15 protein-coding genes are annotated in these 14,738 nt (G+C 68.0%); 10 read left to right on the top strand and 5 right to left on the bottom strand.

All coding sequences use genetic code 11. The features are described 5' to 3' along the window. Positions 1-211 precede the first annotated feature (211 nt). Positions 212-922 carry an FkbM family methyltransferase gene (locus FL625_RS01830; RefSeq protein ID WP_149586921.1) on the top strand — a complete coding sequence of 237 codons (711 nt, stop codon included), beginning with the start codon at positions 212-214 and terminating at the stop codon, positions 920-922. A gap of 51 nt (positions 923-973) precedes the next feature. Here FL625_RS01830 and FL625_RS01825 read toward each other — a convergent pair whose 3' ends face one another. The 3 genes from FL625_RS01825 to FL625_RS01815 form a co-directional block, all read right to left on the bottom strand. After that, positions 974-1,972, bottom strand: coding sequence for a Fe(3+) ABC transporter substrate-binding protein (locus FL625_RS01825; RefSeq protein ID WP_149586920.1), 999 nt, complete (start codon positions 1,970-1,972; stop codon positions 974-976). A 96-nt stretch (positions 1,973-2,068) separates the two neighbouring features. Further along, on the bottom strand, positions 2,069-2,878 hold the full coding sequence (mazG, locus tag FL625_RS01820) for a nucleoside triphosphate pyrophosphohydrolase (RefSeq protein WP_268815752.1): 810 nt from the start codon (positions 2,876-2,878) through the stop codon (positions 2,069-2,071). A 79-nt stretch (positions 2,879-2,957) separates the two neighbouring features. Then, the gene (locus FL625_RS01815; protein WP_149586919.1) at positions 2,958-3,584 is read right to left on the bottom strand and encodes an outer membrane protein; all 627 of its coding nucleotides are present in this window, start codon (positions 3,582-3,584) and stop codon (positions 2,958-2,960) included. 267 nt (positions 3,585-3,851) lie between these two features. Here FL625_RS01815 and FL625_RS01810 point away from each other — a divergent pair, with 267 nt between their 5' ends. After that, positions 3,852-5,015 (top strand): M20 aminoacylase family protein, encoded by a 1,164-nt coding sequence (locus FL625_RS01810; RefSeq protein WP_149586918.1) that lies wholly within the window; start codon positions 3,852-3,854, stop codon positions 5,013-5,015. Here FL625_RS01810 and FL625_RS01805 read toward each other — a convergent pair. Further along, complete coding sequence (locus FL625_RS01805) at positions 5,000-5,389, bottom strand: hypothetical protein (RefSeq protein ID WP_149586917.1); 390 nt, start codon at positions 5,387-5,389, stop codon at positions 5,000-5,002. The genes FL625_RS01810 and FL625_RS01805 overlap by 16 nt on opposite strands. Before the next feature lie 68 nt (positions 5,390-5,457). Between FL625_RS01805 and FL625_RS01800 the strand changes: the two genes are divergently transcribed. From FL625_RS01800 to FL625_RS01765, 8 genes are all read left to right on the top strand, one after another. Further along, positions 5,458-5,880, top strand: coding sequence for a DUF6636 domain-containing protein (locus tag FL625_RS01800; RefSeq protein WP_149586916.1), 423 nt, complete (start codon positions 5,458-5,460; stop codon positions 5,878-5,880). Positions 5,881-6,140: 260 nt separating this feature from the next. Continuing rightward, a complete protein-coding gene (locus FL625_RS01795; RefSeq protein WP_149586915.1) occupies positions 6,141-7,547 on the top strand; it encodes an aminotransferase in 1,407 nt (468 codons plus the stop codon). Positions 7,548-7,732: 185 nt separating this feature from the next. Then, positions 7,733-8,698 carry an agmatinase gene (gene speB, locus FL625_RS01790; RefSeq protein ID WP_149587150.1) on the top strand — a complete coding sequence of 322 codons (966 nt, stop codon included), beginning with the start codon at positions 7,733-7,735 and terminating at the stop codon, positions 8,696-8,698. Positions 8,699-8,707: 9 nt separating this feature from the next. Continuing rightward, complete coding sequence (locus FL625_RS01785; protein WP_354001241.1) at positions 8,708-9,148, top strand: DUF1499 domain-containing protein; 441 nt, start codon at positions 8,708-8,710, stop codon at positions 9,146-9,148. An 85-nt stretch (positions 9,149-9,233) separates the two neighbouring features. Then, complete coding sequence (locus FL625_RS01780) at positions 9,234-10,097, top strand: hypothetical protein (protein ID WP_149586913.1); 864 nt, start codon at positions 9,234-9,236, stop codon at positions 10,095-10,097. Between the two features lie 42 nt (positions 10,098-10,139). Beyond that, positions 10,140-11,195, top strand: coding sequence for a peptide chain release factor 1 (gene prfA, locus FL625_RS01775; protein ID WP_149586912.1), 1,056 nt, complete (start codon positions 10,140-10,142; stop codon positions 11,193-11,195). Further along, complete coding sequence (prmC, locus tag FL625_RS01770; protein ID WP_149586911.1) at positions 11,192-12,049, top strand: peptide chain release factor N(5)-glutamine methyltransferase; 858 nt, start codon at positions 11,192-11,194, stop codon at positions 12,047-12,049. Before prfA ends, prmC begins: the two co-directional genes overlap by 4 nt. 181 nt (positions 12,050-12,230) lie before the next feature. Next, complete coding sequence (locus FL625_RS01765; RefSeq protein WP_149586910.1) at positions 12,231-12,902, top strand: DUF4167 domain-containing protein; 672 nt, start codon at positions 12,231-12,233, stop codon at positions 12,900-12,902. Positions 12,903-12,947: 45 nt separating this feature from the next. Here FL625_RS01765 and FL625_RS01760 read toward each other — a convergent pair whose 3' ends face one another. Beyond that, positions 12,948-14,615, bottom strand: a complete 1,668-nt coding sequence (locus FL625_RS01760) for a vWA domain-containing protein (protein WP_149586909.1) — start codon at positions 14,613-14,615, stop codon at positions 12,948-12,950. Between the last annotated feature and the right edge of the window lie 123 nt (positions 14,616-14,738).

Here is a 14,738-nt window from a genome sequence, read left to right as displayed (position 1 = left end):
AGGGACAAGTCGGGTTGCGGCGTTGGGGCGGAGCGGCACCACAAAGGCGCGGCGCCGGGACCTGAAGGCAACACATTGCTGCTCCTGCGGAAGGGCGCAGGCGGATCCGCCCTGCCGGCAGCAGGTTGGCTTGTGCAAGCCGGACCCGGCCGACTAGTATCGGGCGTCGTGCGCATGACACGCGGCGAGAAGCGGTAGCAGGGAACAGACGATGCGGTGGTTCAAGCGGCTGAAAGGGAAACAGGGGAAGAATGAGCCGAACCCGACCGAGGTGCTGTGCCGGCTTCTGGCAAGCCAGGGGTTCCGGCCCCGGCACATCGTGGACATCGGCGGCAACTACGGCCACTGGACCCGCGCAGTTCTGCGCGTCTTTCCCGAGACGAAGGTGACGATGTTCGAGCCGCAGACCCGCCTGGCCGAGAAGCACGTCGATCTTGCGGAGGACCCCAGGGTCCGCATCGAATATGCCGGGGTTGGCGATTTCGATGGCTCTGCCGCCTTCTCGTTCCATGAAGACGTTGGCAGTTGCAGTTTCCTTTACAGTTCGGACGAGGCGGCCCGACAGGGCATGCCGCAGGAAACGATACCGATCCGCAGACTGGATACCGCCATGGCCGAGTCGCCGTTCGGCCCGCCGGACATGGTGAAGATCGACGCCGAGGGGCTGGACCTTAAAGTGCTGGCCGGAGGGCCCGAAACCATCGCCGGGGCGCAGATCGTGCTGATCGAGGCGACCGTTGCGAACGGGGTCTATCCCAATACGGCCGCCATCGTGTTCGCCCGGATGGACGAGCTTGGTTTCCGGCTGTTCGACATCACGGACCTCAACCGCACGCCGGAACGCGGGGTGCTCTGGCTGATCGAGGCGGTCTTCGTGCGCAAGGACACCGAACTGGCCTCGAAGGTGCAGGTCTACATCTGACCGGAAAGCCCCCCGGCCGGCCTGCCCGGCCGGGGGCGCAGGCGGGCCGGGTCAGCCGTCGAAGTTCACCGTCTCCATGATCTTCAGGGCCGCCGCGCGGGCCTTGGCGATCTCGGCCAAGGGCGTCGGGTCCGCGGTGAATTCGCCCCAGGAGGCGACCACCGCCGACCGCGCCACGCCGGGTTTCACCGGGTATTCGTTGTTGGTTTCGGCATAGATCCGCTGCGCCTCGTCGCCCGAGAGCCATTCCATGAACTTCAGCGCGTTCTCCTTGTTCGGGGCGGACTTGGTCATGGCCACGCCCGAGATGTTCAGGTGCGCCCCGCCGTTCTCGAAGGTCGGGAAGGTGACGTTCACCGCCTCGGCCGCCGCGCGCTGTTCGGGGTCGGCGAGCATCTGGCCGATGTAGTAGGTATTGCCGATGGCGATGTCGCATTCGCCGGCGGCAATGGCCTTGACCTGGTCACGGTCGCCGCCATCGGGCTTGCGGGCGAGGTTGGCCTTCAGTCCTTCGGCCCATTTCGTCGCCGCCTCTTCGCCGTGATGGACGATGTAGGCGCCCAGCAGCGCGATGTTGTAGTCGTTCAGCCCCGAGCGCGAGCAGATCCGGCCCTTCCATTTCTCGGAGGCGAGATCCTCGTAGGTGGTGATCTCGGCCGGGTCCACGCGGTCCTTCGCGGCATAGACGATGCGGGCACGGGCGGTCAGGCCGAACCAGTGATCGTTCGGATCGCGCAGGGCTTCGGGGATGTTGGCCTCCAGCACCTCGGACTGCACCGGCTGGGTCACGCCGGCCTCGACGATCTGGATCAGGCGGGCGATGTCCACCGTCAGCACCAGGTCGGCGGGTGAGCGGTCGCCCTCGGCCTGGAGCCGCTCGGCCATGCCCTTGTCCACGAAGGCCACGTTGACCGCGATCCCGGTCTCGGCGGTGAAGGCATCGACGAGCGGCTGGATCAGTTCCGGCTGGCGGTGGGAATAGACGTTGACCTCCTGCGCCAGAAGGGGGGTGGAGCAGGCGAGAAGCGCAAGGGTGGAAAGGCGGAACATGGTTGAGTCCTTTTGTCGGTTTATGGCGGCGGTTAAATCCGACTCTTTTACTTGGGTCAAGAGGCTGAGTGATTTTGTAGGCAATTCTCGGCGCGGTCAGGCGCCGCGTCGCGCCTTGTCCTCGGCCTTGGCCCGGTTCCACAGCGCGTCCATCTCGGCCAGATCGCTGTCGGAGGGGCTGCGGCCGGTTTCGGCCAGCCAGTCCTCGATCCGGGCGAAGCGGCGGGTGAACTTGGCGTTGGCGGCGCGCAGGGCGGCCTCTGGGTCCACCTTCAGGTGGCGGGCGAGGTTGGCCATGACGAAGAGGAGATCGCCGATTTCCTCGGTCAGGGCGTCGTGGGAAAGGCGGTCGCGGGCCTCGACCACCTCGCGGGCCTCCTCGACCAGCTTGTCCAGCACCTCGGCGGTCGAGGGCCAGTCGAAGCCGACGCGGGCGGCGCGGTTCTGCAGTTTCAACGCGCGGGTGAGCGCGGGCAGCGCGGTGGCGATGCCGTCCAGCGTGCGGGCGGTCCCGCGTTCGCGGGCCTTCTGCGCCTCCCAGTCGCGGGTCTGCTGTTCGGCGGTCTTGTCGCGGCTTTCGGAGCCGAAGACATGCGGGTGGCGGGCGATCATCTTGTCCGAGATCGCGGCCACCACGTCGTCAAACGCGAAATGCCCGGCCTCGGCGGCCATCTGCGCGTGATAGACCACCTGGAACAGGAGGTCGCCCAGTTCGCCGCGCAGCTCGTCCCAGGCCTGGCGCTCGATGGCATCGGCGACCTCGTGGGCCTCTTCCAGCGTGTAGGGGGCGATGGTGGCGAAGGTCTGCTCGATGTCCCAGGGGCAGCCCGTGGCGGGGTCGCGCAGGCGGGCCATGATGGCGAGGAGGCGGTCGATGCCGGAAGGGGGGAGGGTGTCGGTGGTCACGTAATGCCTGCGCACGGAACGATGTGCGGGCGCAGTCTAGGGATTTCGCGGGCGGAGTCACGCCCGCCAGGTGGGCGGGTCAGAAGTTGAGGCCCACGCGGAGCGAGAGGGAATTCATGTTGAGGTCCGACGAGAACGCGGTCGTAGGCACGTCGCCACTGGTCTTGCGGTTCATGTATTCGAGGCCGAGCGTGATCCGGTTGGAGACAGCATAATCCATGCCGATGCCGTAGCCCAAGCCGGTCGCGTCATAGTTGAGCGTGGGGTCGATGTCGAAGTTGTAGCCCACCTTGGAGAAACCGAGCACGCCGTAGAACAGCGCCCGGTTCGCGGCAAGGCCCACCTTTCCCTTCAGATCGAGGGAGCTGTCGATATACTCCAGCGGGAAGCCGACGGTGGTGATGTCCGAGCCCTTCGAGAAGGCCAGTTCGCCGCCATAGACCAGTGTACCGCGCTGCATCAGGTAGCCGGCGAACACCGACCGCACGGTGCCGGACTCCATGTCGAAAAACTGCGTATCGCTGTATGTGAAGTCACCCGATGCCCGTCCGTAGGCAAGGCCGACATAGGGCCCGGACCAATCATGCGCCGCGGCCGGGGCGGGCGCGACGGCAGGCACCGGATCTTCGGCGACAACGGTCGGGCCACCGGCAAATACTGGGGATCCCAGGATTGCCATGGTCGCCACAAGCGCAATCTTTCTCATTGTCCGCTCTCCAGATGGAAGGACTTTCGGTCAAGCTTACCATCCTCCCCGCATGTAAGCGTTGCCAAAAGCATCACCCGATTCGCCCCGACCCGAGACGGTGCTGCCGTGCAACACCGTGTTCGAAGGGCTGATTTCGACGCAAGCCGCGGCAAGGCAGGTTCTCCCTATCCTCCACGATCCATGCATCGCGGGAAGGTGCATTGCAGTCGGGCCGGATTTCGGATTTGATCAAAGTTTGCCGTAGACCCCGAAGGACCCGACGCCATGCCCGTTCTGAACCGCATCGCCTCTTATGCCGAGGAAATGAAGGTGTGGCGGCGCCATCTGCACCAGCATCCGGAACTGGCCTTCGCCTGTCACAATACGGCCGCATGGATCGCGGAAAGGCTGCGCGAGATCGGGGTGGACGAGATCCACGAGGGGATCGCCCAGACGGGGATCGTGGCGCTGATCCGGGGCAGGGCGCCCGGGCCGGTGATCGGGCTGCGGGCCGACATGGACGCGCTGCCGATCGAGGAACTCACCGGTGCGCCCTACGCGAGCGTCGAGAAGGGCAAGATGCATGCCTGCGGCCATGACGGGCATGTGACGATGCTGTTGGGCGCGGCGAAGTATCTGGCCGAGACGCGGAACTTCGCCGGGACCGTGGCGCTGATCTTCCAGCCGGCGGAAGAGGACGGCGGCGGCGGGCAGGTCATGGTGCAGGAGGGCATCATGGACCGGTTCGGGATCGGGCAGGTCTATGGCATCCACAACGCGCCGAACATTCCCTTCGGCCATTTCCAGACGACGCCCGGCCCCCTGATGGCCAGCGTCGATACGGCCGTGGTCAAGGTCACGGGGCGGGGCGGGCATGGCGCCACGCCGCACGAATGCGTCGATCCGGTGGTTGCCATCGTCGGCATGGTGCAGGCGGTGCAGACGATCATCCCGCGCAACGTCCATGCGCTCGACGAGGCGGTGATCTCGGTCACGATGATCCACACCGGCTCGGCCTCGAACATCATCCCCGAGGACGGCATGTTCGCCGCCACGATCCGCTGCTTCAAGCCGGACGTGCGGGCGCTCTTGAAGAAGCGGTTCTTCGAGATCGTCGAGGGCCATGCGGCCGCCTATGGCGTCAAGGCCGAGATCAGCTACGATTGGGGCTACCCGGCGACGATCAACCACGAGGACCAGGCCGAGTTCGCCGCCGAGGTCGCGCGCGAGGTTTCGGGCGCCGAGGCGGTCGATGCGCGCGCAAGCCGCGAGATGGGGTCGGAGGATTTCAGCTACATGCTCGAAGCGCGACCCGGGGCCTATCTGTTCCTGGGCACCGGTCCGGGGGCGGGGCTGCACCATCCGGCCTACGACTTCAACGACGAGGCCGCGCCCATCGGGGCGAGCTTCTTCGCCCGACTGGTCGAACGGGCTCAGCCGCTCGGCTGAGGCCGCAGCGCCGGGATCAGGCCGAAACCCACCTGTCCCGCCAGGCCCAGCAGACCGGCCGGGGTGGCCATCGCGGCAAGGAAGCCGGCGGCGGACTGGCCGAAGCTCAGCGCCGTTGCCAGTTCCAGGGCCATCAGCACCAGGAAGGCCAGCGCGCCCATGGCGAGCCTGCGGGGCCAGTCCTGCGGCCAGCGGCGCAGGACGGCTCCGGCGACCAGCCAGGAGAGGGCGAGGACGACCGGCACCTCGAGCGCGACGGCGGCCAGCGGTCCGATGCGAGGCTCGACGAGCGTCACGCGCAGCGCGCCAAGGCAGAAGGCCAGCGCGAAGACCGGCAGCGCATAGGCCAGAGCGGGCTTGACGAAGTGGCTCATCCCGGCGCCTTCTGGGGACATTCGCAGGGGCCGCAGCCGGCCCGCAAGTCACAGGAAGGAAGATTGCCGTGAAGCTGTCCAGCCTTTTCGCCGCGTGCCTGCTTTCCGCCGCGACCCTAGCAGCCCCGGGCCGGGCCGAGGACTATCTCGGCTTCCAGTCGCCGACGGGTAACATCCAGTGCGGGCTTTATCGCTGGTCGGGCGGCGCCTCGGTGCGCTGCGACCTGGCACAATTGACCCCAAGCTACACGCGGGCCCCGGCGGATTGCGAGTTCGACTGGGGTTCTTCCTTCGCGGTGGACGATCGCGGCAAGGGTTATCTGGCCTGCGTCTCGGACGCGGTGGGCGACCCTTCGAACGGAGTGCTTCCCTATGGCGAGGCGGTCAGCCTCGGCGGGATCTCGTGCGTCTCGGCGCGGACCGGAATGACCTGCACCAATGCCGAAGGGCACGGGTTCACCATCTCGAAGGCGAAACAGAAGGTGTTCTGATCCTCTGCGGCTCTGCGCTCCGGCAGAGGGATGCCTCCGCCAGCCTTTCCGGGGTTGTTCGCGAAAGGCAGGCGCGCGAATCGCCGGGCCGCGGGTCCAGCGCCCGGCCGATAGTCCTAATGGGGCCGGATCAACCTTTGGACACCATATCTTGCCCCACCCCAACCTTTGGGTCAGCGCAGGGACTGGCCGGATTTTGATCAAAGTGCTAGGCTCGGGCTGTTATCCATTCGTATCATTCACTGGAAAGGATCCCCGACATGACCGCCCAACTGGCCCTGGCACGGCCCACCCCGCACGATCTCTGGGAAATGGACCGGGCCCACGTTCTGCATCCCTGGACGAATTTCGGACCCTTCGAGCGAGAGGGCTCGCTGGTCATCACGCGGGGCGAGGGCTGTTACCTGTGGGATGCGGACGGGCGGCGCTATCTGGACGCGGTGGGGGGGCTGTGGTGCACCAACATCGGGCTGGGGCGGAAGGAGATGGCGCAGGCCATCGCCGAGCAGGCCGAGCGGCTGGCCTTCACCAATACCTTCGTCGATGTGACGAACGACCCTTCGGCCCGGCTGGCGGCGAAGCTGGCCGAGCTGGCACCGGGGGATCTGAACCGGGTGATGTTCACCACGGGCGGCTCGACCGCGGTCGATACGGCGGTGCGGGCGGTGGCCTATTACCAGACCTGCATGGGGCGCCCCGGCAAGACCGACATCGTCGCGCGGGACTACAGCTATCACGGCTCCACCTACCTCGCGCAGTCGGTGGGCAAGCGGCCGGGTGACCGGGTGCCGGAATTCCGCTACAAGGAGGACGGGATCCATCACCTTTCGGTCCCGAACCCCTACCGCCGGCCCGAGGGCATGACAGAGGCGGAGTTCTGCGACTGGCTGGTAGCCGAGTTCGAGGCGCTGATCGACCGGGTCGGGGCTGACCGGATCGGCGGCTTCATCGCCGAACCGATCCAGGCCTCGGGTGGCGTGATCGTGCCGCCCGACGGGTATCTCAAGCGGATGTGGGACATCTGCCGGCGTCACGACATCCTGTTCATCGCCGACGAGGTGGTTACCTCCTTCGGGCGGCTTGGCCACTGGTTCGCCTCGTGGGAGGTCTTCGGCGTGCAGCCCGACATGATCTGCACGGCCAAGGGGCTGACCTCGGGCTATGTGCCACTGGGCGCGCTGATCGTCAGCGACCGGATGTGGGACGCCATGGCGGCGGACGGCAGCCGCTGGTTCACCGCGGGGTTCACCTATTCCGGCCATCCGGTGTCCTGTGCCGCCGGGCTGAAGAACATCGAGATCATGGAACGCGAAGGCCTGATGGCGCAGGCGGACAAGGTGGGCCGCTATTTCGAGGCGCGGATGGCGGCGCTGGCCGACCTGCCGCTGATCGGCGACGTGCGCGGGCGGCGGCTGATGCTGTGCGTGGAAAGCGTGGCCGACAAGGCGACCAAGGCGGTGCTGCCCGAGGCGGCGAACGAGTCGAAGCGCATCTCGAACGCGGCCGAGGCGATGGGCCTTCTGGTGCGACCGATGGGGCATCTGAACGTGATGTCGCCGCCCCTGGTGATCAGCGAGGCCCAGATCGACTTCGTCGCCGAGACGCTGGAGCGCGCCATCCGCCAGGTCACGGACGAACTGGTGCGCGAGGGCTTCCGGCTGGGCTGAGCGCGCCGGAGTTTTCCAAAACTCCGGACCGGAGCCTTTGAAGGCTCCGGTGCGATTTCTTCGTAGAAATCGCCGGACCGCCCGGTCGAGGTGCTTGACTTGACGGCAGGGCAGGGGTTTCCTGCCCTTCCCGGATCCGCGCGTCTCCGTTGAACGACTGCGCCGCAAGACCCGAGATCATCACCATGGCCCTGGAAGACGCCAAGACGCAGGTCGATACTGCGTTCACCCGCCCCACGCAGCGGGGTTATGCCTTTGAAAACGCCTTCGGCGGCGCGACATCCTTCCTGCGCCGGACATACACGAAGGACCTGACCGGCGTGGACCTCGCCATCACCGGCGTGCCCTTCGACCAGGCGGTCAGCCACCGCTCCGGCACCCGCTTCGGTCCCCGCGCGATCCGCGAGGCATCCTGCCTGATGCCCTACGACCCGCCGCCCGGCTGGGGGACCAACCCCCTGGAAGAGATGGCCATCATCGACTACGGCGACGTGGCTTTCGACTATGCCAATGTGCCGGAGTTTCCCGAAACGCTGACCAACCACATCCGCACCATCCTGAAGGCCGGGGCGGGGACGGTCACCCTCGGGGGCGACCATTACATCACCTGGCCGATCCTGAAGGCCTATGCGGAAAAGTTCGGCCCCCTCGGCGTGATCCACTTCGACGCCCATTCCGACCTCTGGCCCGACGACAATCCCGCGCGGATCGACCATGGCACCATGCTCTACAAGGCGGTGAAGGCGGGCGCGGTGGACCCGAAACGCTCGGTCCAGATCGGCATCCGCACCACGACCGAGGACTACCTGGGCGTCAACGTCATCACGGCGCGCGAGGCGCACGAGTGGGGGGTGGAACGTGTCGTCGCCATGGTGAAGGACATCGTCGGGGACAAGCCCTGCTACCTGACCTTCGACATCGATGCGCTGGACCCGGCCTTCGCGCCGGGCACCGGGACGCCGGTCTGGGGCGGGCTGGCCAGCTGGCAGGCGGCGGCGATGCTGCGGGATCTGGCCGGGATCAACCTCGTCGGCGGTGACATCGTAGAGGTCTCGCCGCCCTATGACACGACCGGGGCGACGGCGATCGCGGGGGCGCATGTCGCCTACGAGCTGATCTGCCTCTACCACTGGGCGCGGACCCAGAGGTAGGCGATGCGGATGACCGGCTGGATCGTTCTTCTCGCCCTGGCGGCCCTGGTTGCGGGGGCGGTCTGGGTCCGCCTTGCGCCCGTCGATCCGGCCCGCTGGCATGCGGACCTGGGGGCGCCGGGCTTTTCGCCGGACGGGGGGGTGCTTGTCTGTCTGGCGCCGGACCAACAGGCGGGCGATCCGGCCGGGACGCTGGCGCGGCTGGAAGCCATAGCGCGCGCCACGCCGCGGACGGAACGGATTGCCGGATCTGTGGGCGAAGGCCGTGTCACCTGGGTGACGCGGTCGCGGCTTGTCGGTTTTCCCGATTTCACCACGGCGCAGATCCTGCCCGACCGGGGCCTCTGCCTCTTTGCCCGTCAGCGGTTCGGATCCTATGACTGGGGGGTGAACGCGAAGCGGCTGGAAGACTGGCAGGCCGCGCTTCTGGCCGCCGAAGGCGCGGGCTGAGCTTGCAGAGGCGGCGCGGCCATGCCAAGGGAGACCGGCGCGGGGCTGTCCTGCTGCCGTGTCCCCGTCCTTTCGGCAGGTTGCGATGACAAGCTGGCAATGCGTTCTGATCGCCTGGGGTGACCGCTACCCGGTATCCGAGATCAACCGTCTGGTCGCCTCGATCCGCGCCCAGTCGCGGGGGCCGGCGCGGTTCGTCCTCTTGTCGGACCGCCCGCGCGAGGGGCTGGACCCCGCCATCGAATTGCGTCCCATCCCGGAGTGGTTCCTTGCGCCCGAGTTTCGCGGCTCTGGCTGCCAGGCGAAGCTGTGCCTGTTCGAGCCCGGCGTGGTGCCGGACGACCTGCCGGCGATCTATCTCGATCTCGACACGATGGTCCTGGGAGACCTCTCGCGGCTGCTGGACATCATGGAGACACCGCAGACGGTGGCCATCCTGCAAAGCGCGATCCTGCCCTTCGGGGCCTTTGCCCGCTGGCTCTATCGCGTGACCGGGCAGCGGCGCTATGCCCGCGGCAATTCCTCGATCGTCGTCTATCACCCGGCACACACGGCCTATATCGCCGCGCGGTTCCGCGAACTTGCCAGTCGGCCCGATGCAAGGGACTTCAAGCCACTGCGGGCCGACGAACGCTTCATCTCCTGGGCGGCGCAGCCGGTGATGCGGGCGGTTCCCCTGCGGCTGGCGGTGAAGTTTCCCACCGAATACATGCAGCCCTGGCGCTGGCTGGTGCATCTGCGAGCAAGTCTGCCCTGGATCCGCCGCCGCCGCGCGGGGCTGATCGCGGTGACCTTTCCGGGGGTCCGGCTGAAGGGCGAGGATCTGGCGGCGCTGCCCGAAGGTGCCACTGTCGTCGATCGCAAGGGGCGGCGGCTGTTCTGGACCGACCGCGCGCTTGGCGGGCTGCGGCGGCGGATCATCGAGCATTACGGGCGATCTCCGGCCTGACCACCCCTTGACCACCCCGGGCTTCCGCGCCAAACCGCGCGCATGGTTCCCTTGGACAAACTCGCCCAGATCGTCGAGCGTTTCGAGTTCCTCGAAGCGCAGCTGAATGCGGGCGCCCCTCCGGCCGAGATCGCCCGGATCAGCCGCGAGTACACCGACCTGAAACCCGTGGTCGCCGACATCCGCGCCTATCGCCAGTCGCTGGACGATCTGGCCGAGGCCGAGGCGATGCTCGCCGACCCCGAGATGAAGGCGCTGGCCGAGGAGGAACTCCCCCGGCTCAAGGCGCGCATCCCCGAGATGGAACAGGCGCTGCGGCTGGCGCTGCTGCCGAAGGATGCGGCCGATGCCCGACCGGCGATCATCGAGATCCGCCCCGGCACCGGCGGCGAGGAGGCGGCGCTGTTCGCGGCCGACCTTGCGCGGATGTATCAACGCTATGCCGAACGCATGGGCTGGCGCTGGGAGGTGCTGGAGGAACAGGCCAGCGACCTCGGCGGGCTGAAGGAACTGGTGGCCCTGGTCTCGGGCGAGGGGGTCTTTGCCCGGCTGAAATACGAATCCGGCGTCCATCGCGTGCAGCGCGTCCCGGAAACCGAGGCCGGCGGGCGCATCCACACTTCGGCCGCGACCGTCGCCGTCCTGCCCGAAGCGGAAGAGGTGGACATCGACATCCCCGCCAGCGACATCCGCATCGACACGATGCGGTCTTCGGGCGCGGGCGGGCAGCATGTGAACACCACCGACTCGGCGGTGCGGATCACCCATATCCCGACCGGGATCGTCGTTACCTCGTCGGAAAAGTCGCAGCACCGCAACCGCGAGATCGCGATGCAGGTCCTGCGCTCGCGGCTTTATGAGGCGGAACGCGAACGGCTGCATGCCGAACGCTCGGCCGACCGGAAGGCCCAGGTGGGCTCGGGTGACCGCAGCGAACGGATCCGCACCTACAACTTCCCGCAAGGCCGGATGACCGACCACCGGATCAACCTGACGCTCTACGCCCTGCCGCAGATCATGGCGGGCGACCTGACCGAGGTGATCGACGCGCTGGTGGCCCATGACCAGGCCGAACGTCTGGCGGAGATGGAGGCGTGACAGGCGCCGAGGCGCTGCGGCTGGCGGTGCCGCGGCTGGCGGCGGCGGGGATCGACGGGGCCGCCCGCGACGCGCGGCTCCTGCTTGCCCATGCGCTGGGGATCGCCCCCGACCGGCTGACGCTGCACCTGCCCGACGAGATGAGCGCGCCGCAGGCGCGGGCATACGAGGAGGCGCTGGCCGCGCGCGTCTCGCGCCAGCCGGTGGCGCAGATCACCGGCACGCGGCTGTTCTGGGGCCTGCCGTTCCGCGTCACCCGCGACACGCTGGACCCGCGCCCCGAGACCGAGATCCTGGTCGCCGAGGCCCTGTCGCGGCCCTTCGTCAAGCTGCTGGACCTTGGCACCGGGACCGGCTGCATCCTGCTGTCCTGCCTGAAGGGAATGCCGGTCGCGCAGGGAACAGGTGTGGACATTTCCGAGGCTGCGCTTGAGGTTGCGCGGGAAAATTCACGCAACCTCGGGCTGGAGGGGCGCGCCCGCTTCCTGCGCTCGGACTGGTTCACCGGCGTTTCCGGCAGCTTCGACCTGATCGTGTCGAACCCTCCCTACATCGCGGCCGATGAAATGTCCTCGCTCGACCCCGAGGTGCGCGACTGGGAGCCGCACCAGGCGCTGACCCCCGGCGGCGACGGGCTGGACGCCTATCGCGCCATCGCGCGGGGCGCGGCGGCGCGGCTGATGCCGGGAGGGCGGCTTCTGGTCGAGATCGGGCCGACCCAGGGGCAGGCGGTGGCCGCGCTGTTCGCTGCGGCGGGGCTGGAGGACATCCGCATCCTGCCCGATCTGGACGGCCGGGACCGCGTGGTTGCGGCGGCGAAACCCGGCGCGGCGGACCGTTGCGGTTACGCCTGATCCCGCCCGAAAACGGATTGTCTGCACGATTTGCGCTTGTCAGCCGGCGGGACCTGTGATTACTGAACTCCAGCTTCGGGCGGGATCGCACCTGCCCAAAGCGCAATGCCGGCCTTGCTGACTTCATTCAGGCTGCCCGTGGCGGGCGGCGGTCGCGGGCCAAAGCCATCAAAAGGACAAGATGCGCTCCTCCAAGAAACGCTCGCGTTCCAACCAGAACCGCCCGCGCAGTCTCGGCAACATCGTCAACCGGGTCTTCGACAGCTCGGGTCCCGAAGGCAAGGTGCGTGGCACGCCGCAGCAGATCATCGAGAAATACCAGATGCTTGCTCGCGACGCGCAGCTGTCGAACGACCGCGTATCGGCCGAGAACTTCCTGCAGCACGCCGAGCACTACACGCGGATGCTGGCCGAGGCGATGAAGGAACTGGCCGCCGAACAGGAGGCGCGCCAGCAGCAGTATCAGCAGAACGGCGCCCAGCAGAACGGCAACGGCGGCGGCCAGCAGAACCAGCCGCGCGGCGACCGTCCCGAGCGCCAGGATCGCGGCGAGCGCAGCGATCGGCCCGACCGGGGCGAGCGGCGCGAGTTCAACCGCGACTTCCGCGCCGAGCGCGACCTCGGGTCCGAGGAGCAGCCGGTGATCGCCGACGTGATCGACCTCGGCACGGCCGACGAGACCGGGTTGATCGAGACGCCGGAATCCGCCGCGGACCTGCGCGGCACGGCCGAGCCCGCCGGTGCCGAGACCCGGGCCCCGGAGGACCGTCCCGCGCGGCGGCCGCGCGGCCCGCGCAAGCCCCGGGGCGAGAGCAAGCCGGACGGCGAACCGCCGCAGGAAGCCGCGGAATAGACCGGAACCGAAGGCCGCCCGCGAGGCGGCCTTTTCCTTTTGCGTCTACGGCAGGGTCAGCGCCAGTTCGCTCCGCTCGCCCGCCTTGACGGCAAGCGGAGTTTCTGCCCGCTTGTCGCCCTTGCTGATGACCACCAGGTAGTCCCCCTCCGGCAGGGTGGTCTGGAAGGCCGGGCCGTAGCCGTAGGCCAGCGAAGCGCGGTTGCCGTTGATGTCGGCTTTGCCCGCGAGGACCTCGATGAACTCGTCGCCCGGTGAGGTGAAGGCCGCGACGCCCGCGTTCAGCGGCACGATGATGTCGGTCCGCTCGCCCACCTTGACCGAGAACGGCACCTCGGCCTTCGCGGCACCGAGCGTCACCGCGGCGACGTAATCGCCGGCCGGCAGATCGAAGGTCAGCCCCGCGCCATAGCCGTAGCCCAAGGACTTGCGACTGCCGTCGATGGCCTTCTTCGCCTCGAGGATCTCGACGAAATGGTCGCCGCCCTCGACCTTCATCCCCTCGGTATAGGTCGCCTCCACGGCGGCGAGGCCGACGCCGATCACCAGGTCTAGGTCGGAGGTCTTGCCCGCTTCGATCACCACCGACTGGCTGATCTCGGCCGGGCCGAGCCGGGCGTTCAGCCCGTATTCGCCGGCCGGAAAGACGCGGAAGGCGCGCTGGTAGCCGTAGTCGGACACATCCTCCGGCCCCCGGATTTCCCAGTAGGCGTCCGGGTCGGGGTCGGCGCCCGGCGCGGGGCGCAGGGTCAGGTTCAGGATACCCGCGTCCAGCACCGCGACGGGTTGCGACAGGTCGCTGGCCGGGCCGATCTCCACCTCCTGCGTTACGACAACCTCGTGCAGCGTCGTGCGCATCTGATAGCGCCCGGCAGGCAGGGCACCCTTCGAGCGGCCATAGATCGTTGTCGCCGCTTCGGTCGCCACGGTCCCGTCGGGCGCGATGGCGAAGAAGTCGAAAACGGCATCGCTTGCGAGCTTTTCGTCAGGTTCGGGTCCGCCCTCGACGAGATGGAGCACCGGATCGACGTTCTCGGCCAGGGCGGCGGGCGGCGGGGGCGGTTCCGGCGCGGGCTGCGGCTCGGGTTCGGCGACCGCCACCGTGGTCTTCAGCGCCTGGACCAGGCTGCCGGCATCCTTGGCCTCGATGTAGCGCCCGCCGGTGTTCTCGGCCAGGCAGGCGACGGTCGCGCCTTCCTCGGCGGTCAGGCCGAAGCCCACGACATGGGCGGTGAAATCGACGCCCGAGGCTTCGAGTTCCGCGCCCAGAGCGCAGGGGTCGGCCTCGCAGGTCTCGATCCCGTCGGTGATCAGGATCACGGTCGCCTTCGCCTCGGTCGAGCGCAACTCGGCCGCGGCGCGGCGGACGGATTCGGTAAGCGGGGTCTTGCCGAGGAATTTCATTGCCTTGGCGGCATCGGTGATCGCCTGCGCGGTGCCGGGACCGGGGGGGACGACCAGTTCGATGTCCTCGCAGGATCCCTTTTCGCGGTGGCCATAGGCCATCAGGCCAAGCTCCGCCTCGGCCGGCATCTCGGACAGGACCGCCCCCAGCGCCTCGCGCGCGATTTCCAGCTTGGGCCGGCCGTCGATCTGGCCCCACATGGAGCCCGAGGCGTCCAGCACGATGATCGAGCGGTCCTGGGCCAGGGCGGGCGCGGCAAGGAAGGGGGCGGCAAGGGTCAGCAGTCGGACCAGGCGGGCAAGGGGCATGAATGGGCTCCGGCAGGTGATGAAATTGGCGAAAGCCTAGGTCAGCGGACCGCCGTAGGTCAACCGGGACGCGCATGCGAAAACGGGCCTTCGCGGGGAGGCGAAGGCCCGGACGGGGCGCCC

Origin of the sequence: Tabrizicola flagellatus, from assembly GCF_008271465.1 — a bacterium.
In the GTDB taxonomy this organism is placed as follows: Bacteria; Pseudomonadota; Alphaproteobacteria; order Rhodobacterales; family Rhodobacteraceae; genus Tabrizicola; species Tabrizicola flagellata.
The sequence above is the reverse complement of the archived record's forward strand: the minus strand, read 5'-3'. Positions and strand labels throughout refer to the sequence as shown.

What these genes read in the sequence shown, in the direction of transcription:
- FL625_RS01830 (WP_149586921.1), top strand. Translation starts at nt 212, where the DNA reads ATGCGGTGGTTCAAGCGGCTGAAAGGGAAACAGGGGAAGAATGAGCCG.
- FL625_RS01825 (WP_149586920.1), bottom strand. Translation starts at nt 1,972, where the DNA reads ATGTTCCGCCTTTCCACCCTTGCGCTTCTCGCCTGCTCCACCCCCCTT.
- FL625_RS01815 (WP_149586919.1), bottom strand. Translation starts at nt 3,584, where the DNA reads ATGAGAAAGATTGCGCTTGTGGCGACCATGGCAATCCTGGGATCCCCA.
- FL625_RS01810 (WP_149586918.1), top strand. Translation starts at nt 3,852, where the DNA reads ATGCCCGTTCTGAACCGCATCGCCTCTTATGCCGAGGAAATGAAGGTG.
- FL625_RS01805 (WP_149586917.1), bottom strand. Translation starts at nt 5,389, where the DNA reads ATGAGCCACTTCGTCAAGCCCGCTCTGGCCTATGCGCTGCCGGTCTTC.
- FL625_RS01795 (WP_149586915.1), top strand. Translation starts at nt 6,141, where the DNA reads ATGACCGCCCAACTGGCCCTGGCACGGCCCACCCCGCACGATCTCTGG.
- speB (WP_149587150.1), top strand. Translation starts at nt 7,733, where the DNA reads ATGGCCCTGGAAGACGCCAAGACGCAGGTCGATACTGCGTTCACCCGC.
- FL625_RS01785 (WP_354001241.1), top strand. Translation starts at nt 8,708, where the DNA reads ATGACCGGCTGGATCGTTCTTCTCGCCCTGGCGGCCCTGGTTGCGGGG.
- FL625_RS01780 (WP_149586913.1), top strand. Translation starts at nt 9,234, where the DNA reads ATGACAAGCTGGCAATGCGTTCTGATCGCCTGGGGTGACCGCTACCCG.
- prfA (WP_149586912.1), top strand. Translation starts at nt 10,140, where the DNA reads ATGGTTCCCTTGGACAAACTCGCCCAGATCGTCGAGCGTTTCGAGTTC.
- FL625_RS01765 (WP_149586910.1), top strand. Translation starts at nt 12,231, where the DNA reads ATGCGCTCCTCCAAGAAACGCTCGCGTTCCAACCAGAACCGCCCGCGC.
- FL625_RS01760 (WP_149586909.1), bottom strand. Translation starts at nt 14,615, where the DNA reads ATGCCCCTTGCCCGCCTGGTCCGACTGCTGACCCTTGCCGCCCCCTTC.